At 60.4% G+C, this 25030-nt stretch carries 19 protein-coding genes and 3 pseudogenes; 15 read left to right on the forward strand and 7 right to left on the reverse strand.

Translation table 11 applies throughout. The features are described from left to right. The first annotated feature begins 149 nt into the window (after positions 1–149). The 7 genes and pseudogenes from dadA (at position 150) to ACQRBT_RS10060 (ending at position 6286) form a co-directional block, all read left to right on the forward strand. Positions 150–1451, forward strand: a complete 1302-nt coding sequence (dadA, locus tag ACQRBT_RS10030) for a D-amino acid dehydrogenase (RefSeq protein WP_090367989.1) — start codon at positions 150–152, stop codon at positions 1449–1451. Further along, on the forward strand, positions 1423–1776 hold the full coding sequence (locus ACQRBT_RS10035; RefSeq protein WP_060753653.1) for a RidA family protein: 354 nt from the start codon (positions 1423–1425) through the stop codon (positions 1774–1776). The genes dadA and ACQRBT_RS10035 overlap by 29 nt, the downstream gene beginning before the upstream one ends. Positions 1777–1854: 78 nt before the next feature. Beyond that, on the forward strand, positions 1855–2928 hold the full coding sequence (alr, locus tag ACQRBT_RS10040) for an alanine racemase (RefSeq protein WP_060753652.1): 1074 nt from the start codon (positions 1855–1857) through the stop codon (positions 2926–2928). 116 nt (positions 2929–3044) lie between these two features. Continuing rightward, entirely contained in the window at positions 3045–3593 is a 549-nt protein-coding gene (locus ACQRBT_RS10045) for a cupin domain-containing protein (RefSeq protein WP_003176893.1), read from the forward strand. 316 nt (positions 3594–3909) lie between these two features. Continuing rightward, positions 3910–4146, forward strand: a pseudogene (locus tag ACQRBT_RS10050) (hypothetical protein); the annotation flags it as partial. Continuing rightward, positions 4135–4227: pseudogene (locus ACQRBT_RS10055) on the forward strand (c-type cytochrome); the annotation flags it as partial. The pseudogenes ACQRBT_RS10050 and ACQRBT_RS10055, both read left to right, overlap by 12 nt. Before the next feature lie 136 nt (positions 4228–4363). Continuing rightward, positions 4364–6286 (forward strand): annotated as a pseudogene (locus tag ACQRBT_RS10060) (acetyl-CoA hydrolase/transferase C-terminal domain-containing protein). 146 nt (positions 6287–6432) lie between these two features. On the opposite strand, the gene ACQRBT_RS10065 reads toward ACQRBT_RS10060, so the two are convergent. Next, the gene (locus tag ACQRBT_RS10065) at positions 6433–7005 is read right to left on the reverse strand and encodes a xanthine phosphoribosyltransferase (RefSeq protein ID WP_003195447.1); all 573 of its coding nucleotides are present in this window, start codon (positions 7003–7005) and stop codon (positions 6433–6435) included. 58 nt (positions 7006–7063) lie between these two features. Next, positions 7064–9073 carry a DNA helicase Rep gene (rep, locus tag ACQRBT_RS10070; protein WP_060753649.1) on the reverse strand — a complete coding sequence of 670 codons (2010 nt, stop codon included), beginning with the start codon at positions 9071–9073 and terminating at the stop codon, positions 7064–7066. A gap of 256 nt (positions 9074–9329) precedes the next feature. Between rep and ACQRBT_RS10075 the strand changes: the two genes are divergently transcribed. Continuing rightward, entirely contained in the window at positions 9330–10994 is a 1665-nt protein-coding gene (locus tag ACQRBT_RS10075; RefSeq protein WP_060753648.1) for a putative bifunctional diguanylate cyclase/phosphodiesterase, read from the forward strand. A 13-nt stretch (positions 10995–11007) separates the two neighbouring features. Here ACQRBT_RS10075 and ACQRBT_RS10080 read toward each other — a convergent pair whose 3' ends face one another. Then, positions 11008–12411 carry a NorM family multidrug efflux MATE transporter gene (locus ACQRBT_RS10080; RefSeq protein WP_090367993.1) on the reverse strand — a complete coding sequence of 468 codons (1404 nt, stop codon included), beginning with the start codon at positions 12409–12411 and terminating at the stop codon, positions 11008–11010. A gap of 151 nt (positions 12412–12562) precedes the next feature. Between ACQRBT_RS10080 and ACQRBT_RS10085 the strand changes: the two genes are divergently transcribed. Beyond that, complete coding sequence (locus tag ACQRBT_RS10085) at positions 12563–13483, forward strand: LysR substrate-binding domain-containing protein (protein ID WP_060753646.1); 921 nt, start codon at positions 12563–12565, stop codon at positions 13481–13483. Between the two features lie 166 nt (positions 13484–13649). Further along, the gene (locus ACQRBT_RS10090; protein ID WP_412046209.1) at positions 13650–15626 is read left to right on the forward strand and encodes a methyl-accepting chemotaxis protein; all 1977 of its coding nucleotides are present in this window, start codon (positions 13650–13652) and stop codon (positions 15624–15626) included. Positions 15627–15641: 15 nt separating this feature from the next. Here ACQRBT_RS10090 and ACQRBT_RS10095 read toward each other — a convergent pair whose 3' ends face one another. Continuing rightward, positions 15642–17162 carry a PLP-dependent aminotransferase family protein gene (locus tag ACQRBT_RS10095; protein WP_060753644.1) on the reverse strand — a complete coding sequence of 507 codons (1521 nt, stop codon included), beginning with the start codon at positions 17160–17162 and terminating at the stop codon, positions 15642–15644. Between the two features lie 211 nt (positions 17163–17373). Between ACQRBT_RS10095 and ACQRBT_RS10100 the strand changes: the two genes are divergently transcribed. Then, positions 17374–18615: a benzoate/H(+) symporter BenE family transporter gene (locus ACQRBT_RS10100; protein ID WP_104995011.1), complete on the forward strand. Its 1242-nt coding sequence runs from the start codon at positions 17374–17376 to the stop codon at positions 18613–18615. A gap of 23 nt (positions 18616–18638) precedes the next feature. Here the strand turns inward: ACQRBT_RS10100 and ACQRBT_RS10105 are convergent, their stop codons facing one another. Then, positions 18639–19553: an ABC transporter six-transmembrane domain-containing protein gene (locus tag ACQRBT_RS10105; protein WP_412046208.1), complete on the reverse strand. Its 915-nt coding sequence runs from the start codon at positions 19551–19553 to the stop codon at positions 18639–18641. Between the two features lie 113 nt (positions 19554–19666). Here ACQRBT_RS10105 and ACQRBT_RS10110 point away from each other — a divergent pair, with 113 nt between their 5' ends. Continuing rightward, positions 19667–20251 carry a TetR/AcrR family transcriptional regulator gene (locus ACQRBT_RS10110; protein WP_060753641.1) on the forward strand — a complete coding sequence of 195 codons (585 nt, stop codon included), beginning with the start codon at positions 19667–19669 and terminating at the stop codon, positions 20249–20251. Here ACQRBT_RS10110 and ACQRBT_RS10115 read toward each other — a convergent pair. Then, a complete protein-coding gene (locus ACQRBT_RS10115) occupies positions 20248–21744 on the reverse strand; it encodes a YifB family Mg chelatase-like AAA ATPase (protein ID WP_104995010.1) in 1497 nt (498 codons plus the stop codon). The genes ACQRBT_RS10110 and ACQRBT_RS10115 overlap by 4 nt on opposite strands. A 164-nt stretch (positions 21745–21908) precedes the next feature. Then, on the reverse strand, positions 21909–22169 hold the full coding sequence (locus tag ACQRBT_RS10120; protein WP_060753624.1) for an accessory factor UbiK family protein: 261 nt from the start codon (positions 22167–22169) through the stop codon (positions 21909–21911). A gap of 422 nt (positions 22170–22591) precedes the next feature. Here ACQRBT_RS10120 and glnK point away from each other — a divergent pair, with 422 nt between their 5' ends. From glnK to ACQRBT_RS10135, 3 genes are all read left to right on the forward strand, one after another. Then, complete coding sequence (gene glnK, locus ACQRBT_RS10125) at positions 22592–22930, forward strand: P-II family nitrogen regulator (protein ID WP_002555808.1); 339 nt, start codon at positions 22592–22594, stop codon at positions 22928–22930. Positions 22931–22966: 36 nt separating this feature from the next. Next, on the forward strand, positions 22967–24307 hold the full coding sequence (locus ACQRBT_RS10130) for an ammonium transporter (RefSeq protein ID WP_104995009.1): 1341 nt from the start codon (positions 22967–22969) through the stop codon (positions 24305–24307). Between the two features lie 211 nt (positions 24308–24518). Further along, entirely contained in the window at positions 24519–24944 is a 426-nt protein-coding gene (locus ACQRBT_RS10135) for a secondary thiamine-phosphate synthase enzyme YjbQ (RefSeq protein ID WP_060753622.1), read from the forward strand. Positions 24945–25030: the final 86 nt, after the last annotated feature.

The raw sequence follows: 25030 nt of genomic DNA on the forward strand, positions 1-25030 counted from the left end.
TACGCCTCTGTGAAAAGGGTTACTGCCGAGAATTGTCGCCAAATATAGGCAGTTATATAGTGAAATGCACTGGCGATTGCTTTTTATACTGCGCGCATCATTGCTCGAACAACACACGTCAGCGGCCAAGCCGTGATGAGGATATAAAAATGCGCGTTCTGGTCTTGGGTAGCGGCGTCATTGGCGTGACCAGTGCCTACTATTTGGCTCGGGCCGGCTTTGAAGTCGTGGTGGTCGACCGTCAGCCTGCCGCTGCCATGGAAACCAGTTTCGCCAACGCAGGCCAGGTTTCCCCTGGTTATGCCTCGCCCTGGGCCGCGCCGGGCGTGCCGCTCAAGGCCATCAAGTGGCTGTTGCAGCGTCATGCACCGCTGGCGATCAAAGCCACCGCCGATATCGATCAATACCTGTGGATGGCGCAGATGCTGCGCAACTGCACCGCCAGCCGTTATGCGGTGAACAAGGAGCGCATGGTCCGCCTGTCCGAGTACAGCCGCGACTGCCTCGATGAGTTGCGCGCCGAGACCGGCATTGCCTACGAGGGCCGCAGCCTGGGCACGACCCAACTGTTCCGCACCCAGGCCCAGCTCGATGGCGCCGCCAAGGATATTGCCGTGCTGGAAGAGTCTGGCGTGCCGTTCGAGCTGCTTGATCGCGCTGGAATTGCCCGCGTGGAGCCGGCGTTGGCCAGTGTCACGGATATTTTAGCCGGTGCCCTGCGCCTGCCCAACGACCAGACCGGTGATTGCCAGATGTTCACCACGCGTTTGGTCGAAATGTGCAAGCAACTGGGCGTCGAGTTCCGTTTCGAACAAGACATCCAGCGCCTGGATTATGCCGGCGACCGCATCAATGGCGTGTGGGTCGACGGCAAGCTGGAAGTTGCCGACCGCTACGTGCTGGCCCTGGGCAGCTACTCGCCGAAATTGCTCAAGCCCCTGGGGATCAAGGCGCCGGTATACCCGCTCAAGGGTTACTCGTTGACCGTACCGATCACCAACCCGGCGATGGCGCCGACGTCGACCATTCTCGACGAGACCTACAAGGTCGCCATCACCCGTTTCGACAACCGCATCCGGGTGGGCGGCATGGCTGAAATAGCCGGTTTTGACCTGTCGCTCAACCCGCGTCGGCGGGAAACCCTGGAGATGATCGTCAACGACCTTTATCCTCAGGGCGGCAATTTGGCCGAAGCCACGTTCTGGACCGGCCTGCGCCCGACCACCCCCGACGGTACACCGATTGTCGGTGCAACCCCGTTCAAGAACCTGTTCCTGAACACCGGCCATGGCACGCTCGGCTGGACCATGGCCTGCGGCTCCGGTCGTTTGTTGGCCGACCTGATGGCCAAGAAAACCCCGCAGATCAGTGCCGAAGGTCTCGATATTTCCCGTTATGGCAACCACCAGGAGTCCGCAAAACATGTCAATCCAGCGCCAGCTCACCAATGAGCGCATGAGCCAGATCGTCGTTCACAGCGGTACCGTGTATCTGGCCGGTCAAGTCGGCGACGACATGAGTGCCGGGATTGAACAGCAGACCCGTGAAACGCTGGCCAATATCGAGCGCTTGCTCGACCTGGCCGGCACCGACAAAACCAGACTGCTGTCGGTGACGATCTACTTGAAAGACATCGACGCCGATTTCGCCGGTATGAACGCGGTATGGGACAAATGGCTGCCCAAAGGCGTCGCTCCGGCGCGTGCCACGGTTGAAGCCAAACTGTGCGAGCCGCAAATTCTGGTAGAGCTGTCCGTCGTGGCCGCGCTGCCTTAAACCCGGATTCCTCCCCGGTGCCGACGTTATGGGTCGGTGCCGGTTTTTCTTCACTTTGCCGCCTAGAAGCCTGCCGCCATGCGTCCTGCCCGTGCCCTGATCGACCTCCAAGCCCTGCGCCACAATTACCAATTGGCCCGTGAAGTCACGGGGGCCAAGGCCCTCGCCGTGATCAAGGCCGATGCCTACGGCCATGGTGCCGTGCGTGTGGCACAGGCGCTGGAAACCGAGGCGGACGGGTTTGCCGTGGCGTGTATCGAAGAGGCGCTGGAACTGCGCGCCGCCGGTATTCGTGCGCCGGTACTGCTGCTGGAAGGTTTTTTCGAAGCCAGCGAGCTGCCGCTGATCATCGAGCATGATTTCTGGTGCGTGGTGCATTCGTTATGGCAACTGGAGGCCATCGAGCAGGCCCGCTTGAGCAAACCGCTGACGGTCTGGCTCAAGCTGGATTCGGGCATGCACCGCGTGGGCCTGCACCCCAAGGACTATCACGAGGCTTACCAGCGCCTGCTGGCCAGCGGCAAAGTCGCCAAGATCGTGTTGATGAGCCATTTCGCCCGCGCGGATGAGCTGGATTGCGTAAGCAGTGATGAGCAGGTAGCGGTGTTTGACGCGGCGCGCCAAGGCTTGTCGGCCGAGGTGAGCCTGCGCAATTCGCCTTCGGTGATGGGTTGGCCGGCGGTGGGCAGCGACTGGGTACGCCCGGGCATCATGCTGTATGGCGCCACGCCGTTTGGTGAAGACCAGGCCATTGCTGCGCGTTTGCAGCCGGTGATGACCCTGGAGTCCAAAGTCATCTGTGTGCGTGAGTTGCCGGCCGGCGAGCCGGTGGGCTACGGCGCAAAATTCGTCACACCCAAGCCGATGCGCATCGGTGTGGTTGCCATGGGCTATGCGGACGGTTATCCACGTCACGCGCCTACCGGCACACCCGTGCTGGTGGCCGGCCAGCGCAGCCAATTGCTGGGCCGTGTTTCCATGGACATGCTGTGTATCGACCTGACGGACGTACCCCAGGCCGGTCTCGGTTCGACGGTGGAGCTATGGGGTAAAAATATCCTGGCCAGTGACGTCGCCGCCGCTGCCGAGACGATTCCCTACCAGATCTTCTGCAACCTGCGCCGCGTGCCAAGGCTCTATTGCGGCGCTTGAGCGCCAGGTACGAACACAGCTGCCCGGGATTTAGGCCCAAGTGTTGTAAATACTGAACGCTGTCGCCATGATAACGCTCAAATACAACAACGCCTGAATCCTAGGAGGCTCCTGCATTGGACGTCGGCGAACGACTGCAATCCATCCGTAAGCTCAAAGGTCTTTCCCAGCGTGAGCTCGCCAAGCGTGCGGGCGTCACCAACAGCACCATTTCGATGATCGAAAAAAACAGCGTCAGCCCCTCGATCAGCTCCTTGCGCAAGGTGCTGGGCGGCATCCCCATGTCCATGGTCGAGTTTTTTTCCGAGGAGATCCTCCAGGAAATACCGACGCAGATCGTCTATAAAGCCAATGAGCTGATCGACATCTCGGACGGTGCCGTCACCATGAAGCTGGTGGGCCGTGCACACCCCAGCCGGGCGATTGCGTTTCTCAACGAAATCTACCCGCCGGGTGCCGACACCGGCGAAGAGATGCTCACTCACGAAGGCGAGGAAACCGGGATTCTGGTGGAGGGGCGGCTGGAGTTGGTGGTCGGTCTTGAAACTTTTGTGCTCGAAGCCGGCGATAGCTACTACTTTGAAAGCACCAAGCCGCACCGTTTTCGCAATCCGTTCGACGTGCCGGCGCGACTAATCAGCGCAGCCACACCCGCGAACTTTTAAAGAAGAGGCGCCCTGCCAGCGTTGCAGAGGCATCCGTAGCTGTATTCCGTGAGGTCGAATCTCCCTTTATTTAATAGGGTTGTTTCGGCCCAACGGGCTAACCGTTATACTTTCGCCGCCTGCGAAACCGTGGCCGCAGGCGTGAATAGCCACCATTGAGGGTGAACGCGTGAACCTAATTATGAAAATGCTGGCTGCACCAGCAACCGTATTGGCCCTATGGGCTGTCAGCGCTCAAGCTGCGACCAATGATGAGATTGCCAAACGCTTGGAGCCTGTCGGCCAAGTCTGTGTTCAGGGCCAGGAATGCAAGGGAATGGAGGTTGCCGTGGCGGCGGCCGGCGGTGGCGCGGCCAAAACGCCGGATGATGTGATTGCCAAGCATTGCAACGCGTGCCATGGCACCGGACTGCTGAACGCGCCGAAAATTGGTGATACGGCCGCCTGGAAAGAACGGCTTGGCCATGTCGATTCCGTACTGGCAGAACTCAAGATCGAGGCTCCCGAAAAAGGTACCAAAGGTTTGGCGCAGGTCGCCAAGCATGGTTTGAACGCAATGCCGCCGATGGGCACCTGTGCTGATTGCAGCCTTGAAGACCTTGAAGGCGCAATCAAGAAGATGTCTGGCCTGTAATCCGCCGAACTTCGCCAAAAAGCCGCTGACCAGCGGCTTTTTTGTGCCCGTTGTTTATGATTCGCAGCTGTTCATTGCAGCAAAGACCCGGCAAGCTCGGTCCAACCCCTAATCACGGAATGTTCAGGAGTGTCGGATGGTGCAGTTGTGTTCAATCGAGCAAGCAGTTGACGACGTGCTGGCGCGCTTGCCGGCGCATATCCACATGGGCATGCCGCTGGGGCTGGGCAAGCCCAACCTGTTCGCCAACGCTCTGTATCGGCGTATCGCCAAGCTGCCGGAGCGGTCGCTGACGATCTACACCGCACTGAGCCTGGGCCGTCCCACCCTGGGTGATGGTTTGCAGAAGCGCTTTCTCGAACCCTTTATCGAACGGGTATTCGGCGATTACCCGGAACTGGATTTTCTCGCCGACCTGCACAAGGACAGCTTGCCCAGCAATATCCGCGTACAACAGTTCTTCATGCAGCCTGGCAGCCTGCTCCACAGTGCGTCGGCCCAGCAGGACTACGTCAGCAGCAACTACAGCCACGCCGCTCGCGACATCAACTCAGCCGGCCTGAACCTGGTGGCGCAGTTGGTGGCCAGCAGCGCCGAACACCCTGACCGCCTGAGCCTGAGCTGCAACCCGGATATCACCCTTGACCTGTTGCCGCTGATCTCCAAGCGCCGCGAGGCGGGTGAGACCATCCTGATCGTCGGCCAGGTCCACAGCGATTTGCCTTACATGCCTGGCGATGCCGAGCTGGGCATGGACGCATTCGACTACCTGCTCGACGAAAAGGACAGCACCACGCTGTTCTCCACACCGAATATGCCGGTGGGTTTCCAGGATCATTTTATCGGCCTGCATGCCAGCACCTTGGTGCGCGATGGCGGCACCCTGCAGATCGGTATCGGCTCCATGGGCGATGCGCTGACCGCCGCTCTGCTGGCGCGCCAGGCGGATAACGAAGCCTACCGGCTACTGTTGACGGACCTGGATGTGTACCAGTGGGCACCGCTGATCAGCCGTGAAGGCGGCGTCGCGCCCTTTGCGCGGGGCCTCTATGGCTGCAGCGAAATGTTCGTCAATGGCCTGCTGGTGCTGGCCGATGCCGGCATTGTGCGGCGTAAGGTCTACCCGGACGTGGCGACCCAGGTGCAAGCCAACGCCGGCACCCTGGATGATGCAGCGCAGCCCGACGGCGTATCGATCCATGGCGGTTTCTTCCTCGGGCCACGCAGTTTTTACCAGCGCTTGCAGGAAATGACCCACGGCAAGCGTCTTGAATTCAACATGACCCGCATCAGCTACATCAACGAGCTGTATGGCCAGGAAGAACTCAAGCGTTTGCAGCGCTAGGATGCCCGCTTTATCAACAGCGCGATCATGGTGACGTTGCTCGGTGCGGGTGTGGCCGACCAGTTGGAAGACGGTCGCGTGCTCAGCGGCGTGGGCGGGCAGTACAACTTTGTCGCCCAAGGCCATGCGCTGGAAGGCGCGCGGTCGATCCTGATTCTGCGCAGTTGGCGCGAGTCGGCGGGGGAGGTCAGTTCCAATCTCGTCTGGGAGTATGGCCACTGCACTATCCCACGGCACCTGCGGGACATCGTCATCACCGAATACGGCATTGCCGACCTGCGTGGGCAGACGGACGCCAAGGTGATCGAGGCGCTGCTCAATATTACCGACTCCCGTTTCCAGGACGACTTGATCAAACAGGCACAGAAGGCCGGCAAGCTGCCCGAGGATTTCCAGCTGGACCCGCGTTTTACCGACAATACGCCGCAGCGGCTACAGGCGCTTCAGGCTCGGCATCGGCGGTTGTTTCCCGAGTATCCACTGGGCACTGATTTCACTGATGAAGAAAAAGATCTGTTGCGCGCATTGAACTGGCTCAAGAGCAAATTCAAGCTGACGGAGATTCTGGAGTTGGGCAAGGCTGCGCTGGATGCGCCGGAGCCGGGGGCATTTCCTCAGCACCTCAAGCGGATGCGCCTGGATAAGCCCGATGGGCTGAAGGAGGACCTGTATCAGCGCCTGCTACTGGCCGGCCTGCAGGCCACCGCGCACTGACAGCCAACCTGAATAAAATGTGGGAGGGGGCTTGCCCCCGATAGCGGTGCGCCAGTCACCGAATGTGTTAGCTGACCACTGCCATCGGGAGCAAGCCCCCTCCCACATTTTGATCTGTATTCACCGGGTATTTGCTGTGCAGCAAATCACTCGATGAAGGTGACAACACCACCGGCCAGCGATTTAACCCGCGCCAGCGACTCAACCCGATAACCCTGCGCGTCCAGCTCCGCACGGCCACCCTGGAAGGATTTCTCGATCACGATGCCCAGGCCCGCGACGGTTGCGCCGGCTTGCTTGATGATCGAAATCAGCGCCTGCGATGCCTTGCCGTTGGCCAGGAAGTCGTCGATGACCAACACGCGGTCGCTGCTGGTCAGGTGGCGCGGGGAAATGGCCACGGTGCTTTCGGTTTTCTTGGTGAAGGAGTACACCGTGGCCGACAGCAGGTTTTCAGTCAGGGTCAGGGACTGTTGTTTGCGGGCGAAGATTACCGGCACGCCGAGGTTCAGACCGGTCATGATCGCTGGTGCGATGCCCGAAGCTTCGATGGTGACGATCTTGGTGATGCCTGAATCCTTGAACAGCGCGGCGAATTCGTCGCCGATCAGCTTCATCAGTGCCGGGTCGATCTGGTGGTTCAGAAAGGCATCGACCTTGAGTACCTGATCGGAAAGCACGATGCCTTCTTCGCGAATTTTCTTGTGCAGTGCTTCCACGGAAAGCTTCCTCTGTTGACGCAGCGTGCGTCGAAAGTAGATTAAAAAGTAGTCGATTCTAGCGCTTTAACATCGCGCGTATATCTGCCAAGGCGGTGTTGCCGCGAACGGCCTTCACCTCGGTGGGGGTGTCGTCATTGCCTTCCCAGGCCAGATCATCCGGCGGGAGTTCGTCGAGGAACCGGCTGGGGGCACAATCGATGATTTCGCCATATTGCTTGCGCTTGGCAGCAAAGGTGAAGGCCAGGGTCTGACGCGCGCGGGTAATGCCCACGTAGGCCAGTCGCCGTTCTTCTTCAATGGTGTCGGCTTCGATACTGGAGCGGTGCGGGAGAATTTCCTCCTCCATGCCCATGATGAACACGTAGGGGAACTCCAGGCCCTTGGAGGCATGCAAGGTCATCATTTGCACACCTTCGGCGCCGTCTTCCTCTTCCTGCTGGCGTTCGAGCATGTCGCGCAGCACCAGCTTGCCGATGGCGTCCTCGACGGTCATCTCGCCGTCTTCGTCTTTTTCCAGGGTGTTCTTCAGCGCTTCGATCAGGAACCAGACGTTACCCATGCGGTAATCCGCGGCCTTGTCGCTGGAGCTGTTGGTGCGCAGCCAGTTCTCATAGTCGATGTCCATGACCATGCTGCGCAGCGCGCTGATCGGATCTTCGCCGGCGCACTGCTCGCGCACCTTGTCCATGAAGCGCTTGAAGCGCGACAGGCGGTCGGTGAAGCGGGTATCCAGATGCTCGCCCAGGCCGATTTCATCGGTGGCCGCGTACATCGAGATCTTGCGTTCGGTGGCATAGTTGCCGAGCTTTTCCAGGGTGGTGGAACCGATTTCCCGACGTGGCACGTTGATCACGCGCAGGAAGGCGTTGTCGTCGTCCGGGTTCACGATCAACCGGAAGTAGGCCATCAGGTCCTTTACTTCCTGGCGTCCGAAGAAGCTGTTGCCGCCCGACAGGCGATACGGCACCTGGTGGTGCTGCAATTTCAGTTCGATCAGTTTGGCCTGGTAGTTGCCTCGGTACAGAATCGCGAAATCGCTGTAGGGCCGGTCGGTGCGCAGGTGCAGGCTGAGGATTTCCACGGCCACGCGCTCGGCTTCGGCGTCTTCGTTACGGCAGCGGATCACGCGGATCTCATCGCCATGCCCCATCTCACTCCACAGTTGCTTTTCGAACTCGTGGGGGTTGTTGGAGATCAGCACGTTGGCGCAGCGCAGGATACGGCTGGTGGAGCGGTAGTTCTGCTCCAGCATCACCACTTTCAGGGACGGGTAGTCCTCCTTGAGCAGCATCAGGTTTTCCGGGCGGGCGCCACGCCAGGCGTAGATCGACTGGTCGTCGTCGCCTACCACGGTGAACTGGTTGCGCTTGCCGATCAGCATTTTCACCAGCAGGTATTGGCTGGCGTTGGTGTCCTGGTATTCGTCCACCAGCAGGTAGCGCACTTTGTTCTGCCATTTTTCGAGGATGTCGGCGTGTTCCTCGAACAACTTCACCGGCAGCAGGATCAGGTCGTCGAAGTCCACCGCGTTGAACGCCTTGAGCGTGCGTTGATAGTGGGTGTAGACGATGGCGGCGGTCTGTTCCTTGGGGTTGCGCGCATTTTCCAGGGCCTGGGCCGGCAGGATCAGGTCGTTTTTCCAGGCGCCGATCATGTTCTTGATCTCATCCACGCCGTCGTCGCCTGCGTATTCCTTCTGCATGATGTCGGTCATCAGCGACTTCACATCGGTTTCGTCGAAGATCGAGAAACCTGGCTTATAGCCCAGCCGCACATGCTCCTTGCGGATGATGTTCAGGCCCAGGTTGTGGAAGGTGCACACAGTCAGGCCACGGCCTTCGCCGCTCTTGAGCAGCGTGCCGACACGCTCTTTCATTTCGCGCGCCGCCTTGTTGGTAAAGGTCATGGCGACGATGTACTGGGCGCGGATGCCGCAGTTCTGGATCAGGTGCGCAATCTTGCGGGTGATCACGCTGGTCTTGCCGGAGCCGGCGCCGGCGAGCACCAATAGAGGGCCGCCGACGTAGTTCACGGCTTCTTGCTGCCGGGGATTGAGTCGGGACATACGGAATTCAGGGGGTCGTTGTTCAAAAGGGCGGGCATTTTAACAGGCTGGCAGGATTCTGCTCTCACAGAACGACGGTGTGACGTACCACTCGATCTAAATTTGCCGGTTTTGATACTTTGTCGCAGGATGTGGGAGCTTTTTGCAGCGGATGTGTGCAGCCTGTGCCTCTGATAAGCCTTATCATGGGTGATTCTCAGGCCGCACGTCATACTGCCCGCCGCCATTGAAATCTTGCAGAGTCTAGGGAGCTAGCTTGTCTACGCCTGTCGAACCCTTGCGTTTGCTGCTTCTGGCCGATCCGCCTGAGTGGGCAGCGTTGTTGCGCGAGTGCCTGGTGCCGATGGGCGATGGGGCTGTGCTGATCAGTGCGCCCAACTGGGACTCGGTGAGTCGTCTGTTCGATGACGACCACAGTGCCGTGCTATTGACCACGCCCAGCCTGCAACCCGGCCCTGGCCGTTGCAGCCTGCCGTGCGTCTTGCTGTTGGAGCAGGAACCACTGGTTTCGCCGCTGGGTGTCAGCGACTGGCTGGTGCGCAGTGTATTGGATGCCGATACGTTGCGCCGCTGCCTGCGCCATGTCCGTGAGCGCGGTGTGTTGGAGAACACCTTGCAGCGCCTGGCCGAACAGGATCCGCTCACCGGTATTGCCAACCGCCAGGGTTTCCAGACCCTGCTGGCTGCGCGACTGGCGGAAAACGAAGGGCGAGGCCTGGCGCTCGGCCATCTGGACCTCGATAACTTCCGTCACGCCAACGATGCCCTGGGCCACCAGGCCGGTGATCGGTTGATCCTGCAAGTGGTCTCACGGCTCAAAAGCCAGCTTGAAGCCGGGGACCAGTTGGCGCGCCTGGGCAGTGATGAGTTCGCCTTGCTGATCGATACCCGGCGTGCGCCCCAGCGTGCCGAATGGATGGCCGAGCGCATCACCGAAGTGATGGCCGAGCCGTACTGGGTCGACGGCGAAAGCTTGTTGATCGGTTGCAGCCTCGGTGTGGCGCATGCCCGCGCACGCGCCGGTGCCGACCCGTTGATGTGGCACGCCCATATCGCCATGCAGCAGGCCAAGAGCACCCAGGGCTGTACCTTTCATATCTTCAACGAACGCATCAACCGTAACGCCCGCAGCCTGGCCGACCTGGAAAGCGAGCTGCGCCGCGCGTTGCGCCGTGACGAGCTGGAATTGCATTACCAGCCGCGCCTGGACCTGGACGACGGGCATATCGTTGGCCTGGAAGCCCTGGTGCGCTGGCGCCATGGTGAACGGGGCTTGTTGCCGCCCAGTGAGTTCGTCCCCCTGGCCGAGCAGAGCGGTTTGATCGTGCCGCTGGGTTATTGGGTGATCTCCCGAGCCTTGCGCGACATGCAAGACCTGCGCGAGCGCGATCTGCCGCGGCTGCACATGGCCGTCAACCTGTCGTTTCGCCAGTTCCAGGACAGCCAGTTGCTCTCCACTCTCAGTCGGTTGATCGCCGAGCGTGGCGTGGAGGCCAAGTGGCTGGAGTTCGAGTTGACCGAGACCGCCGTGATGCGTCGCAGCGATCTGGTCAAGCAGACCATGGATGCCTTGGGGCGCCTCGGTGTGCGGTTCTCCCTGGATGACTTCGGCACCGGTTTCTCATCGTTCGTGCACCTCAACAGCTTGCCGATTGCCTTGTTGAAGATCGACAAGAGTTTTGTGGGTGGCATGGAAGAGCGCGAAGAGAACCGCAAATTAGTTCACGCGATGATCAACCTGGCCCACAACCTCAACCTCGAAGTGGTGGCCGAAGGCGTGGAAACCCCTGAGCAGTTGGCGTTGTTGCGTCTGTTTGGCTGCGACCAGGCCCAGGGTTACCTGATCAGCAAGCCGCTGCCCTTGCCGGAGCTGGTGGAGTACCTGACGTTCGGCAAGAGCCAGGAGGCGCTGTTGGGCTAGTGGCTTGCAGGCCCTAGTCCGGCAGCATGGCCTGAAATTCAGTGCGAATTTCAGGCTCCTGGCGAATCATCCGCTTCATCTTCGCTTCAAACGCCCAGGTCAGGGCGATGGCCGCGCACGCCAACCCCAGCGCCAGGCCCCACCACACCCCGGTCGGTCCCCAGCCCAGGGTAAAGGCCATCAACCACGCCGAGGGTGCGCCGATCAGCCAATAGCAACCCAAGCCCACCAGAAAAGTGGTCTTGGCGTCCTTCAGTCCGCGGATGCAGCCCATGGCGATGGTCTGCACGCCGTCGAACAGCTCAAACCAGGCGGCCACGGCCAGCAGGCTGACGGCCAGGACGATGACATCGTGGAAGGCGGGGTCGTCATGGTCCAGGAAAAGTCCGATCAGCGGGTCGGAAAACAACCAGAGTACTGCCGCAAACCCTAGCATTATCATCGCGCCAAAGCCGATGCCGACTCGCCCGGCCAAGCGCGCCTGCAGCAGCTGCCCGGCACCGTAATGCTGGCCGATGCGCATGGTTACCGCGTATGACATGCCCGCCGGCACCATGAACGCGACCGAAACAATTTGCAGCGCGATCTGGTGCGCCGCCAGTTGCGTGCTGCCCATGGTGCCCATGCACAACGCCGCGAAGGCGAACAGCCCGACTTCCACCGCATAGGTGCCACCAATCGGCAGGCCCAGGCGCCACAGCTCGCGCAGGTATCGGGTGTTGAGGCGTAGCAGGCCCGAACCCAGCGGGTAGGCCGCGTAGGCCCGGTTGCTGCGGATGTACCACATCAGTGCCAGGGCCATGCTGGTGGCTACGATGGCCGTCACCAGGCCGATGCCCATCAAGCCCAGTTTCGGCAGGCCGAACATGCCTTCGATCAACGCATGGTTGAGCAGGTAGTTGAGCACGGTGCCGCACAGGCTGATCACCATGACCGGCGTCGCCTTGCCGATGGCGCTGGTAAAGCCGCGCAGGGCCATGAAGCTCAGGTAGCCGGGCAGGGCGAACGGCAGGATCGTCAGGAATTGCCCTGCCGCGTGCACGTTGGATTCGGTTTGGCCGAACATCAATAGTACTGGCTTGAGGTTCCACAGCAGCAGCGCCGCCGCCAGGGCCATCAGCCAGGCGAGCCACAGCCCGGCCTGGGTCAGGCGGGTGGCGCCTTCGATATCGCCCGCGCCGTGACGAATGGCAACCAGGGTGCCCACGGCGGCAATCACGCCAATGCAGAAAATCGCCACGAATGAGTAACTCGCTGCACCCAGGCCACCACCGGCCAGAGCTTCGGGGCTCAGGCGGGCCATCATCAGGGTATCGGTCAGCACCATCAGCATGTGGGCCAACTGTGAGGCAATCAACGGCCCCGACAGCCGCAGAATGGCCCAGAGTTCGCTACGCGCCGGATGTTGCATGATCATCACGCTCGAAAAGTCAGAGGGTTGGGGAAGGGTTGATTCTCGACGCTCTGGGTTCAATGCACAAAACGATAAATGCGATCATCAGCATGATTAAAACTCATGCCTGAGGGATTCTGGTAGGGTTTGGGGATTGCCCCGTAGGAGCTTCTCAATGTCTCGTCGTATGCCTGCGCTTTATGCCTTGCGCGCCTTTGAAGCCGCTTCCCGGCATAACTCCTTCACCCGTGCGGCGCAGGAGCTGTCGATTACCCAGAGTGCAGTGAGCCGGCACATTCGCACGCTGGAGGAGCATTTTGCCTGTCGCCTGTTCCAGCGCAGCGGTCGGACCTTGCAGCTCACTGAAGCCGCGCGCCTGTTGTTGCCCGGCGTGCGCGAAGGTTTCGCTGCCCTGGAGCGGGCCTGCGAGACCTTGAACGCCGAAGATGACATTGTGCGCATGAAGGCACCGCCCACGTTGACCATGCGTTGGCTGCTGGCGCGGCTCAGTCGCTTCCGGGCCCTGCAGCCGGGCAATGAGGTGCAACTGACCAGCGCGTGGATGAGCGTGGATGAGGTCGACTTCAACCAGGAGCCCTTCGACTGCGCGGTGCTGCTCAGCTACGGGCATTTTCCGGCGGATCTGGAGGCCGTTTACCTGTTCCCCGAGTTGCTGGTTCCAGTGGGGGCGCCGAACCTGCTGGAGGATGGGCCTTGGGACGTCGCGCGCCTGGCCGGCGCCGAACTGTTGCATCCCACGCCCGACCGCCGCGATTGGCGCAACTGGCTGGAGCGCATGGGGCTGTCATCCCAGGTGTCGCTCAAGGGCGGGCAGGTGTTCGACACCCTTGAGTTGGGCATGATCGCTGCCGCGAGAGGTTACGGGGTCTCCATGGGCGATCTGTTGATGGTGGCCGAGGATGTGGCCCAGGGGCGCTTGAGCCTGCCCTGGCCGACAGCGGTGGCCAGTGGGGAAAATTACTACCTGGTATGGCCGAAAACCCGCCCCGGTGGTGAGCGCTTGCGGCGGCTGGCGGAGTTTCTTCAAGGGGAAGTCCGTGCGATGGAATTGCCACAGGTTGAGCGCCTGGATTGAGCGTGGGTTGCAATCGTTTGCGCGATACCTCTGCACAGCACTCAAGTATTGCCCGCGCCCGCCGAAGAAGGGGTGTGGAACCATCGTGCACCCTTGCTACCCACTAGATAATTTGCCGAGCAACGCTATGAGATCAGGATGATCCTGGCCTCGGCCAGGAGCTGTCATGTCTCAACCTCGCGCTCGGATCGCCTCCCAATTAGGTCTCGCCTTGGCCGTGATTCTGGCTGTCGCCATCAGCGGCAGTACGGTTTTCGCCCTGCGTTCCCTCGACTCCGCCAACCTCGACACCCGCGAGGAACACCTGGCCAGCGAGGCACGCCTGCTCGCCGATCAACTCAATACCTTCCACGGCACCTTGCGCGAAAGTACCCAGCGTTTGAGCGGGCTGTTTGAAAAGCGCTTCGGCGCCGGGTTGAGCGTGCGGCCGGACCAGCCGGTTACCGTGGCCGGTGTGCAAACGCCGAGCCTGTACCTGGGCGACGTGGTGTTGAACAACAACTTCGGGGAAGTGGACGCTTTCAAGCAAATGTCCGGCGGTGTGGCCACGGTATTCGTACGCAGCGGTGAAGACTTTGTCCGCGTCAGCACCTCCCTGACCAAGCAGGACGGCAACCGCGCCATCGGCACCGTGCTCGATCACCAGCACCCGGCGTACCAGCGCCTGCTGGCTGGGCAGGGTTATGTCGGCCGTGCGGTGTTGTTCGACCGGGCCTATATGACCCAGTACACCCCGGTGCGGGACGCTGGCGGCAAAGTGATCGCCGTGTTGTTCATCGGTTTTGACTACACCGATGAGCAGAAGGCCCAGTTCGACAATCTCAAGCGTTTCCGTATCGGCCAGACCGGTTCCCTGGCCTTGCTCGATGAACAGAAACACTGGCTGGTACCACCCGCTGGCGTGCAGGCACCGGACCAGGCCATCCCCGTGATGCTCGAACTGGCGAAAGCGCCGGGCGAAGGGCAATTCTGGAGTGACAAGAACGAAGACTTCTATAGCGTCGCGGTGCCCTTTGAGGGCGGCCCGTGGTCGGTTGTGGCGAGCATGCCGAAGTCCGAGATTCGCTCGGTGACCTGGGCGGTGGGGATCCGCCTGGTGATCGGCAGCGTGTTGGCGATGTTGCTGGCGGTGGGCGCAGTGGTGTGGTTGCTGCGCCGCAAACTGCAGCCCCTGAGTGACCTGGTACGCCAGGCCGAAGCCCTGGGTGCCGGCGATTTGAGCGCACGCTTGAACGTGTCCAGCCATGATGAAATCGGTCAGTTGGCGCGCGCCTTCAACCAGATGGGCGAAGCGCTGTCGACCATGGTGTCGCACATCCGCAAGGCAGCCGAAGAGGTCAATAGCCGGGCGCAGGCATTGTCCGGTCTGTCCGGCGGCGCGTATGAAGGCATGGAGCAACAGTCCGGCGAGATCACCAGCATGGCCGGTGCGGTGGAAGAATTCAGCGCCACGTCGTTGAACATTGCCGACAACATGGGCAATACCGAACGCCTGGCCCAGGAAAACGCCCAGCAAACCCGCATTGGCCGTACCTCGATGCAAGAGGCGTCGTCGTCCCTGGAACACATCGCCGCCGCGCTGAACAGCACGGCCACGGTGATCAACACCTTGGGCCAGCGTTCCCAGGAAATCGGCGGGATTGTGGGGGTGATCACCTCGATCGCCGAACAGACCAACCTGTTGGCGCTCAACGCCGCGATCGAGGCCGCCCGTGCCGGTGAGCAGGGGCGTGGCTTTGCCGTGGTTGCTGACGAAGTGCGCAACTTGGCGTCGCGTACCCGCCAAGCCACTGACGAAATTTCCGGGATGATCCAGAGCATCCAACAGGAAACCGGCAACGCCATCAGCACCATGGAACACGGCAATGTGCTGATGCAGGAAGGCTTGTCGCGTAACGCCGACGTGGCCTCGGCCCTGGCACGTATCGACGAACAAAGCCGCTCGGCCGGGCAGCAGTTCGCGGCGATCACCACGGCGACCCAGGAGCAGAGCAGCACCGCAAATGTGCTCAGCAGCAATCTGCAGAGCATTGCGTTGGCCAACAGCGAGCAGCGTGAAGTGGTGTCGAACCTGGCGTTTACCGCCAAGGAGCTGGAAACCCTGGCGGCGGGCTTGCGCCATGAAGTGGATCGGTTTCGTTGATCGTTTTGCCCTGGGTCACTTAGCCCAGGGTGTCGCCTGAGGTGTTCTCAGCGCCTTGGCCAAACGCAGTACGGCGGCTTCGATTTCATGGGCGGTCAAGGACGAGTAGCCCAATAACCACCCTTGTTTCTTCTCATCGCCAGCATACAGCCTGCTGAGGCCGGGCAGTTGTACACCGCAGCTCTCAGCCTGGCGGATAGTCATTGCCTCCGACCAGCCATCGTGCAGCAAACACGGAATTTGCAGCCCGCCCTGGGGGCGAGACGCGGTGACGATATCGCCCAAGTGTTTGCCTAGGGCATCCAGCAAGATCGATTGGCGTCCGGCGTAGAGCTTGCGCATTGCGCGGACATGGGCGTTGTAATGGCCGTCTTCCATGAAGCGCGCCAGCGTCAGTTGCTGGAGCTGTGGCGTGTGGCCATCCATCATGCTGCGGGCATAGGTGAAGGCGCTGATCAGTTCGTGAGGCAACACCATGTAACCCATGCGCAGGCCGGGGTAGAGGGTCTTGCTGAAGGTGCCGATGTACAGCGTGCGCTGGTATTTATCCAAGCCTTGCACGCAGGCGGTGGGTTTGCCGTCATAGTGAAACTCGCTGTCGTAGTCATCTTCAATAACCCATTTGCCCTTTTCTGCCGCCCAGTTGATCAACTCAAGGCGTCGCTCCAGTGGCAACGTGGCGCCGGTGGGGTATTGGTGAGAGGGGGTGACGTACACACAATTGGCGCCGCTGCGGTCGGCGTGCAGCAGTTCGGTACGTATGCCCAGCCCATCGACATCAATGGGTATGACCTTGGCCTCTGCGGTTTCGAAGGCTTTGCGGGCGCCGAAGTATCCTGGATTTTCCATCAGAATCGGTTTGCCGACGTCTACTAGCAACTGAGCGCATAGGAAAAGCGCCTGGCGAGTACTGCTGAGCACCAGTATCTGATCAGGGGAGCATTTGGCCCCGCGCTCCAGGTTCAGATAGGTGGCGATGGCTTTGCGCAATGGTTCGGCTCCCTGCGGGTCGCCATGCAATAACACGCTGCTGCGATAGTCTTTCGTCACTTGGCGTTGCAAGCGCTCCCATACATCGATCGCAAACGTCCGGGTCTCAGGCAGGCCGGTGGCGAATGCCCTGATCATCTGTTGATCGTTCACGCCACCGCTGTCGAGGATCATGCGACCGCGTTGGCTCAAGCCGACACCCGCTTCAGCCCGGCTGCTTTTGTCTTCCAGCGCCTTGATACGTCGGCGGGGCTTTCCGCACAGCTCGGCGCCTATGGCTTGGCATACATAACTGCCTGAGCCCCCGCGGCGCACGATAAAACCATCCCGCTGCAGCAATACGTAGGCGTTCTCTACGGTATCGCGAGCCACTCCCAGAGATTTGGCCAAAACCCGTGTCGCAGGCAGCTTGAGACCGGGGGCGAGTGCATCGTCAAGGATCAGGGCGCGCAGTGCGCGTTGAATTCGCTGATGCAGATCCAATACCTGAAATTGCGCATCGTTGATCCGCATTTTCAGCGTTTCCAGCTCGAACGTCCTTTTCATGCGGTCTGCCCTGCTTTGATGAATTGGCCTGTAATGCCAGGCCAGTTTATCCCTAGACTTTAGTCCGCACTACAGCCCTGCGCGTGCAAGGCTGGCACGCGTGGTCTGCGTCCGACTCCTTCGGAGTAGGTGGATGACCCCAGGCATTCCAGAGCTATGAATTATCTTCACGCGAGGTTTGATACCTCGTATTGCAAGGAGCAAATGACGCATGTCTTCCTCAACCTACCGGTCATCGTTGCGGCTGCATGAGCTTATCCATCCCGTGATGGCCGGGCTTATTTCCGTCATCGTCAACTATGGCGGCACATTCGTTCTGGTTTTCCAGGCGGCCAAGGCGGCCGGGCTTAGTCCCGAATTGACGGCTTCGTGGGTCTGGTCGGTTTCGATTGGTGTTGGAGTGACCGGCTTGTTTCTCAGTTGGGTGAGCCGTGAGCCAATCATTACTGCGTGGTCGACGCCCGCTGCGGCGTTTCTGGTTGTGGCGTTGTCCACCACGCCCTATGCCGAAGCCGTCGGTGCGTACATTATTTCGGCCATCGCGTTTGCGCTGCTTGGGTTGTCCGGTTGTTTTGAAAAAGTCATCCGGTTGATTCCACGCGGTATCGCTGCGGCCATGTTGGCCGGGATTCTGCTGCAGTTCGGGATTGGCGCATTTGAGGGCGTGAGCCTGGATCCCACGCTGGCTGGGCTGCTGGTTGCCACCTATGTGGTGCTCAAGCGGTTTGCCCCTCGCTATGCGGTCGTCGGCATTCTGGTACTCGGGCTGGTTTTTCTGCTTGCACAGAACCGAGTGGATCTTTCGGGGTTGTCGCTGCAAGTGGCGGCCCCCGTTTTCACCACGCCCCAGTTTTCGATTAATGCGCTGCTCAGCGTGGCACTGCCGCTGTTTCTGATCACCCTCACGGGTCAGTACATGCCCGGCATGCTGGTGTTGCGTAATGATGGTTTCCAGGCCAGCGCGAACCCCATCTTGATGGTGACCGGGTTGGGCTCGCTGCTAATGGCGCCCTTCGGCTCGCACGCGTTTAACATCGCGGCCATCACCGCAGCCATCTGCACTGGCAAGGAAGCATCGCAAGACCCAGCCAAGCGTTGGATCGCTGGCGTGGCTGCGGGCGTGTTCTACATCCTTGTCGGGGTGTTCGGGGTGACCTTGGCTGCCGTATTCATGGCATTCCCGGCGACATTCATTACGACACTCGCCGGGCTGGCCCTGCTCGGCACCATCGGAATGAGCCTGGCCAATGCTATGGCAGAGGCCAAATCCCGGGAAGCTTCGTTGATTACCTTCTTGGCGTGCGCCGCGAATATCACCTTGCTGGGCATAGGCGGGGCGTTTTGGGGCTTGCTGATCGGGTTGGCGGCTTACGCCCTGCTCAATGGGCGTCTACCAAGCCGCAAGGCCATGATCGTGCATGAAGAGCCAAAAGCCCGCGTGCCCCGCACCTGAACAGACGGGCTGCGCGCTAAGGCTTAACGATTGTCGAGGCCAGGGTCCACGCGCTTGCCAATGTCCTTCAGGCGCGCCAGTTGATCGACCATCCCGGGTGCTTCGTCCATGCTGGTGACGAAGGTCCAGAGGTAGGTCATGACCGCATATACGTGACCGGCCATGACTGCTGTCGACAGCGTCAACTGAGAGATGGCAACCACGAACAGCAGCGCTGCCAGCGTGCCGAGGAACAGGTACGCGGCGGCCTCACGGTCTGAAAGCCAGATTCGCAGACGTGACAGCACGTGGTAGTGGCGGTGCAAGGTGGGTGCGCCGACTTTTTCCACCAGGCCGATTTCTTTCTCCAAGCGATCATTCAGGCGCTCATGCAATGCCTGGTTGCGTTGGGCAAAGCGTGGCAACAGCGTGATGCACAGCAGCAGTGCAGCCACGCAGGCCAGGCCTACCCAAGGCTCAATCACGATCAACATCACCGCCGCGCCGATAATCGACACCAAAGCCGTGGCAATGATCGGCACGTGCTTTTCAAAGAAGTCGACAAACTCACGTGCGAGTACCACGCGTGCCGCGGATTTCGAGGTGCTGTGGTTTTGTTGGCGCTGGTTGAGAATGACAGGCACCGCAAGGTCGGCATAGATCCGTGTGAACGTGCGCGTATCCAGAGCCCGTCGTGCGGCCCCGACTACCCAGAACGCCATGACCACGACGGCGTAGAACAGCGCGCTGCGCGGGTCGCCGCGAATGATGGAGTCCACCGCAAACCCTGCAAACAATGGGTAGGCCAGCAATAGCGCGTTTTCCAATGCGACCAGCGACAGTGTGCAGGACAACTTGCCGGGATAGGCTTTGGCGATGGCTTTTAAGGTTTGACCGGCAGATTGCTGGCCGATTTTCTTGCTTTCTTCGATCAGAATTTGTGGGGGGACGGATGACATGGGTGCACCAGAGGGATGATAAACGCTATTATTGAGCGACTGCTCAAGTATCCTTGAGCGATCGCTCAAAAAGCAAGCGCCGTTTATCTTCCCGCGCCTGAAGGAAATGCCCAATGTCGCGTATTGACCGTAAAGACCAGATCATCGCCGCTGCCCTGGAACTGTTTCGTAGCAAGGGTTTTGCTGATGTGTCTACCCGTGATCTGGCTGAACATGCCGGACTTTCCCGCAGCCACGTTTATCACTATTTCAGCGACTGGAAGGAACTGCGCCGCGAAGCCTTTGTGCGGTTTGCCAACGAACAGTTGGACGAAGTGCGTGCACCGCTGGCAGAGGCGCCGCCTCTGGAGGCGTTGGTGGGTTTCTTGTGTGACTGCCTTCCGAGCACCGCCGATGCTGGCTGGGCACTATGGCTTGATGCTTGGGACGAAGCGATGCAAGACCCGGAAATGGCGCATGCTTATTTGGTGATCAATGCTCAGTGGCAAGGCATGCTCGCTGAAGTGATCGAGCGATGTGTCGCTGCCAAAGTCGTGCGTTGTGACTCGCCCCAACGCGCTGCCCGCCAGATCTTTGCCGTGGCGATGGGCTACGCCGATGACCTGATGCTCAAACCCTCCCCAGAGGCGGCCGAAGCGGCGTTGGACGAAGTCATGGAAGTGGCCCGGTTGTTGTTGGACTTTCCCAAGGGGCCTTAGCCGGTCGCCGCAGGCCGATACTGCAAGGCCTCCGCCAAATGAGTCCGGGTGATGCTGTCGGCTTGCTCAAGGTCGGCAAGCGTACGCGCCACCTTGAGTAGCCGATGGGCTGCGCGCAGGGAAAGCGTCAGCCGTTCACAGGCACTTTCCAGCCAGCCTTCATCAACCTTGGCCAGCTTGCAGTGCTCGCGCAACCCCGGCAGATCAAGGAAAGCATTTGCACAGCCCTGGCGTCGCTGTTGGCGATCGCGGGCCTGAGCGACCCGTGCCGATGCCTGGGCTGTGTTATCGCCAGCTTTTGAGGTTGGGTTCAGCGCGGTGGCTTCCCGGGCCACGGTGAGATGCAGGTCGATGCGATCCAGCAATGGCCCCGAGAGTTTGTTGCGGTAGCGCTGGACCTGCTCCGGTGTACAGCGGCAGCGTCCACTGGGTTCGCCCATGTAGCCGCAAGGGCAGGGGTTCATGGCGGCGACCAACTGGAAGCGGGCCGGGAAACTGACGCGATCACGGGCGCGGGAGATGACGATATGCCCTGATTCCAGGGGTTCGCGCAGCACCTCAAGTACCTTGCGATCAAACTCTGGCAACTCATCCAGAAACAACACGCCGTGATGGGCCAGGGTAATTTCGCCCGGCTGTGGTTTTGAACCGCCGCCTACCAGCGCCGGCCCGGAAGCCGAGTGGTGCGGCTGGCGAAAGGGCCGGTGCGGCCAATGGCTCAGCGGCGCCAGGCTGACTACTGATTGAATCGCCGCGACTTCCAACGCCTCCTGCTCACTCAACGGTGGCAATAACCCGGGCAGCCGGCTGGCGAGCAAGGTCTTGCCGGTGCCGGGCGGCCCGCTGAGCAGCAGGTTATGCGCGCCCGCAGCGGCAATCAGCAACGCGCGTTTGGCCGCAAGCTGGCCCTGTACTTCGCTCAGGTCCGGATAGGGTTTGTTCAGGCACAGCAAGCCGTCGGACTTATAGGGCTCAATCGGCACATGCCCATTCAAGTGCGCCACCACCTGCAGCAGGTGATCCACCGCAATCACCTTCAACCCCGACGCCAGGCAGGCTTCTTCGGCATTCGCCCGAGGCACTATTACAGTGCGCCCGGCCTTGCGCGCAGCCAACGCCGCCGGCAGCACCCCTTTGACTGCCCGCACCTCGCCGGACAGCGCCAACTCTCCCAGGCATTCCACATCATCGAGCATCAATGCCGGCACCTGCACACTGGCTGCCAGGATCCCCAAGGCAATCGCCAGATCAAAACGCCCGCCGTCCTTGGGCAGGTCGGCGGGCGCGAGGTTGAGGGTGATGCGGCGGGACGGGTATTGCAGTGCGCAGTTGAGGATCGCACTGCGCACGCGGTCCTTGCTTTCCTTCACAGCCGTTTCCGGCAAACCCACCAATGTGAGCGATGGCAGACCATTGGCCATGTGCACTTCGACGGTCACTGCGGGGGCTTCGACGCCAACCTGGGCGCGGCTGTGGACGATGGCGAGGGACATGCGCGTTCCTTGAAAAGGGTGCCGCTTCTTGCGGTTTTTCAAGGGTAGACGAGGCGGGGAAGAGCGAAGCGGGGGAGGTTTTACAGAACGTATCCGGCGCAGGCAGCAGCGCTTTATGTGGGCTCTGCCGGGCTAACGCTCGACAGCGCCCACACTGACCGTGCTCATTCGGCGGGTGGCGTCAGCCTGGCTTCCAGTTCCGCCACCTTCGCCTCCAGGCTCTCGAGTCGCGCTCGCGTGCGGGCAAGCACGACCATCTGGCTGTCAAATTCTTCCCGGCTCACCAGGTCGAGCTTGCTGAAGCCGCTTTGCAACAGCGCCTTGAATTGGCTTTCGATTTCAGTGCGAGGCAGCGGGGTTTCGCCGCTGAACAAGCGAGAGGCGTGGCCGCTGAGGGCGTCGAGGAAGTCTTTGGGCGCGAGCATGGGAAATATTCCGGAAAACTGTTGGGCGCCAGTGTATCACGCAGCGTCTATAGTCTTTTTCACGGCCGCGAGCGCACGCTTTTCGCGCAGGAGGTCTGGCGGTAGCGCACTGTTTTTGTGCGCATTGGCGTCGTCAAAACGCCCCGCAGGTGGGCACAAGTGGGCAATGGACTGATTTCAATGATTTTTACGGAGCTGGCAAGGTTTCTGCTTAGACGATCATGACCCATGCACTGATGCAGTCGCTGTGACGAATGCAGTGCGCCGACGGATCAGGGGTACAGGTTTCGTCACCAGTGGTTCGCTGGCGTCGCCACGGTAATTGTCGAGGCGACGATGCGTTACAAAGCCAGGCACTGCGCTTAGACTTGAGACGGGTTTGTTTTCCTGGGGCAAGTCCACCAATTCGGGAGAGAGTTTTCATGAAGCTAGTCACTGCCATCATCAAGCCGTTCAAGTTGGACGATGTACGCGAGTCACTGTCCGAGATCGGCGTGCAGGGCATTACCGTTACTGAGGTCAAAGGCTTCGGTCGGCAGAAGGGTCATACCGAGCTGTATCGCGGCGCGGAATACGTGGTCGATTTCCTGCCGAAGGTGAAGATTGATGTCGCCATTGACGACAAGGATCTTGACCGGGTTATCGAGGCGATAACCAAGGCGGCCAACACCGGCAAGATCGGTGACGGCAAGATCTTCGTGGTCAATCTGGAACAGGCTATTCGCATCCGTACCGGCGAAACCGATACCGACGCAATCTAAGCCGTCAAACCCCTTAACGCCCCAGGAGAAAACAATATGACTCTGCGTAAATTCGCAGGGCTAGGAGCCCTGTTGTCCCTCGTAATGCCCGCCCTGGCATTGGCGGCGGACCCAGCACCTGCTCCAGTCCTCAATTCCGGCGACACGGCATGGATGCTCACCTCCACCGCGCTGGTGCTGTTCATGACCATTCCGGGTCTGGCGCTGTTTTACGGCGGCATGGTGCGCTCCAAAAACATTCTTTCCGTGATGATGCAGTGCTTCGCCATCACTGGCCTGATCACCATCCTGTGGTTTGTCTACGGCTACAGCATGGCGTTCGATACCACCGGTATGGAAGCGGGCGTCGTCAACTTCAACTCCTTCGTGGGCGGCCTGTCCAAGTTGTTCCTGTCGGGTGTGACCCCAGCGAGCATCACGGGCCCTGCGGCGCTGTTTCCCGAGGCAGTGTTCGTCACCTTCCAGATGACTTTCGCCATCATTACTCCTGCGCTGATCGTCGGTGCTTTTGCCGAGCGTATGAAGTTCTCCGCGATGCTGATCTTCATGGGCGTCTGGTTCACCCTGGTCTACGCACCGATTGCCCACATGGTATGGGGCGGTCCGGGTTCGTTGCTGGGCGACTGGGGCGTGCTGGACTTCGCCGGTGGCACCGTGGTGCACATCAACGCGGGTGTGGCTGGCCTGGTGGCGTGCCTGGTACTCGGCAAGCGTAAAGGCTTCCCGACCACCCCGATGGCACCGCACAACCTGGGTTACACCCTGGTCGGCGCGGCCATGCTGTGGGTGGGTTGGTTCGGCTTCAACGCCGGCTCCGCAGCGGCTGCCAACGGTACTGCCGGTATGGCAATGCTGGTGACCCAGATCGCTACCGCTGCTGCGGCACTGGGCTGGATGTTCGCCGAGTGGATCACCCACGGTAAGCCGAGCGCACTGGGCATCGCCTCGGGCGTGGTGGCTGGCCTGGTGGCAATCACTCCAGCCGCCGGCACCGTGGGCCCGATGGGCGCACTGGTGATCGGCCTGGCCGCCGGTGTGGTGTGTTTCTTCTGCGCCACTACCCTGAAACGCAAGCTGGGTTACGACGACTCCCTGGATGCCTTCGGCGTGCACGGTATCGGCGGTATCCTGGGTGCGATCCTGACTGGTGTGTTCGCGGCACCTTCGCTGGGCGGCTTCAACGCAGCCACCACTGATATCGCGGCGCAAGTCTGGATTCAGTGCAAAGGCGTCGGCTTCACTGTGATCTACACGGCCATCGTGACCTTCATCATCCTCAAGGTGCTGGATGTGGTGATGGGCCTGCGGGTTACCGACGAAGAAGAGGCGGTCGGCCTCGATCTGGCGCAACACAACGAACGCGGTTACAACTTGTAAATCCGCGGAAAAAAGATGCCCGGCTTGCCGGGCATTTTTTTGTCTGGCGTTTGTCAGTTCCAAAAGGCTGTAACGGTTTTTGTGCGGACTTTGTGATGCGGTGCACACGGCACTTTTTACCGTGCGAATGTCTTACAGGCATGTAGGCGTATTCGGCACTTTGTTTTTTTCCAGAGCACGCTAGAATGCGCGCCGATAGGCGGAGAACTGTATGTGGCAACAGACCCTGATTACTCTGCGGGCCAAGCCCCGGGGCTTTCACCTGGTAACCGATGAGTTGCTCGCCGGCTTGCCTGAATTGAAGGCATGTCGCGTGGGCCTGTTGCATCTGTGGTTGCAGCACACCTCGGCCTCGTTGACGGTCAACGAGAACGCCGATCCGGCGGTTCGCCGTGACTTCGAACGTTATTTCAACTCACTGGTGCCGCAGGGCCGTGCGGGGTTTGAACACAACGACGAAGGTCCGGATGATCTGCCGGCGCACTTCAAGGCCAGTCTCCTGGGCTGCCAGCTGAGTCTGCCGGTCAAGGCCGGCCGCTTGGCGATGGGGACCTGGCAAGGTGTTTATCTGGGCGAGCACCGTGATCATGGCGGTGCTCGTAAAGTCCTCGCCACCTTGCACGGTGATGAGGCATAAGCCACTGGTTATCCGGTGGATGTTGATTTTTTTCCGGCGACCTTCGACAGAAGGCGAAGCTGGGCTATAACTAATCTGCTTTTCGC

Source organism: Pseudomonas sp. R19M, assembly GCF_050312585.1.
Classification (GTDB): domain Bacteria; phylum Pseudomonadota; class Gammaproteobacteria; order Pseudomonadales; family Pseudomonadaceae; genus Aquipseudomonas; species Aquipseudomonas palleroniana.

Bases quoted from the DNA above. Each gene is read 5' to 3' on its own strand.
- ACQRBT_RS10105 (WP_412046208.1), bottom strand. From the start codon at position 19,553: ATGTCATCCGTCCCCCCACAAATTCTGATCGAAGAAAGCAAGAAAATC.
- ACQRBT_RS10085 (WP_060753646.1), top strand. From the start codon at position 12,563: ATGTCTCGTCGTATGCCTGCGCTTTATGCCTTGCGCGCCTTTGAAGCC.
- ACQRBT_RS10080 (WP_090367993.1), bottom strand. From the start codon at position 12,411: ATGATCATGCAACATCCGGCGCGTAGCGAACTCTGGGCCATTCTGCGG.
- ACQRBT_RS10120 (WP_060753624.1), bottom strand. From the start codon at position 22,169: ATGCTCGCGCCCAAAGACTTCCTCGACGCCCTCAGCGGCCACGCCTCT.
- ACQRBT_RS10130 (WP_104995009.1), top strand. From the start codon at position 22,967: ATGACTCTGCGTAAATTCGCAGGGCTAGGAGCCCTGTTGTCCCTCGTA.
- ACQRBT_RS10035 (WP_060753653.1), top strand. From the start codon at position 1,423: ATGTCAATCCAGCGCCAGCTCACCAATGAGCGCATGAGCCAGATCGTC.
- ACQRBT_RS10095 (WP_060753644.1), bottom strand. From the start codon at position 17,162: ATGAAAAGGACGTTCGAGCTGGAAACGCTGAAAATGCGGATCAACGAT.
- alr (WP_060753652.1), top strand. From the start codon at position 1,855: ATGCGTCCTGCCCGTGCCCTGATCGACCTCCAAGCCCTGCGCCACAAT.
- ACQRBT_RS10135 (WP_060753622.1), top strand. From the start codon at position 24,519: ATGTGGCAACAGACCCTGATTACTCTGCGGGCCAAGCCCCGGGGCTTT.
- dadA (WP_090367989.1), top strand. From the start codon at position 150: ATGCGCGTTCTGGTCTTGGGTAGCGGCGTCATTGGCGTGACCAGTGCC.
- ACQRBT_RS10110 (WP_060753641.1), top strand. From the start codon at position 19,667: ATGTCGCGTATTGACCGTAAAGACCAGATCATCGCCGCTGCCCTGGAA.
- ACQRBT_RS10100 (WP_104995011.1), top strand. From the start codon at position 17,374: ATGTCTTCCTCAACCTACCGGTCATCGTTGCGGCTGCATGAGCTTATC.
- ACQRBT_RS10115 (WP_104995010.1), bottom strand. From the start codon at position 21,744: ATGTCCCTCGCCATCGTCCACAGCCGCGCCCAGGTTGGCGTCGAAGCC.
- rep (WP_060753649.1), bottom strand. From the start codon at position 9,073: ATGTCCCGACTCAATCCCCGGCAGCAAGAAGCCGTGAACTACGTCGGC.
- ACQRBT_RS10090 (WP_412046209.1), top strand. From the start codon at position 13,650: ATGTCTCAACCTCGCGCTCGGATCGCCTCCCAATTAGGTCTCGCCTTG.
- glnK (WP_002555808.1), top strand. From the start codon at position 22,592: ATGAAGCTAGTCACTGCCATCATCAAGCCGTTCAAGTTGGACGATGTA.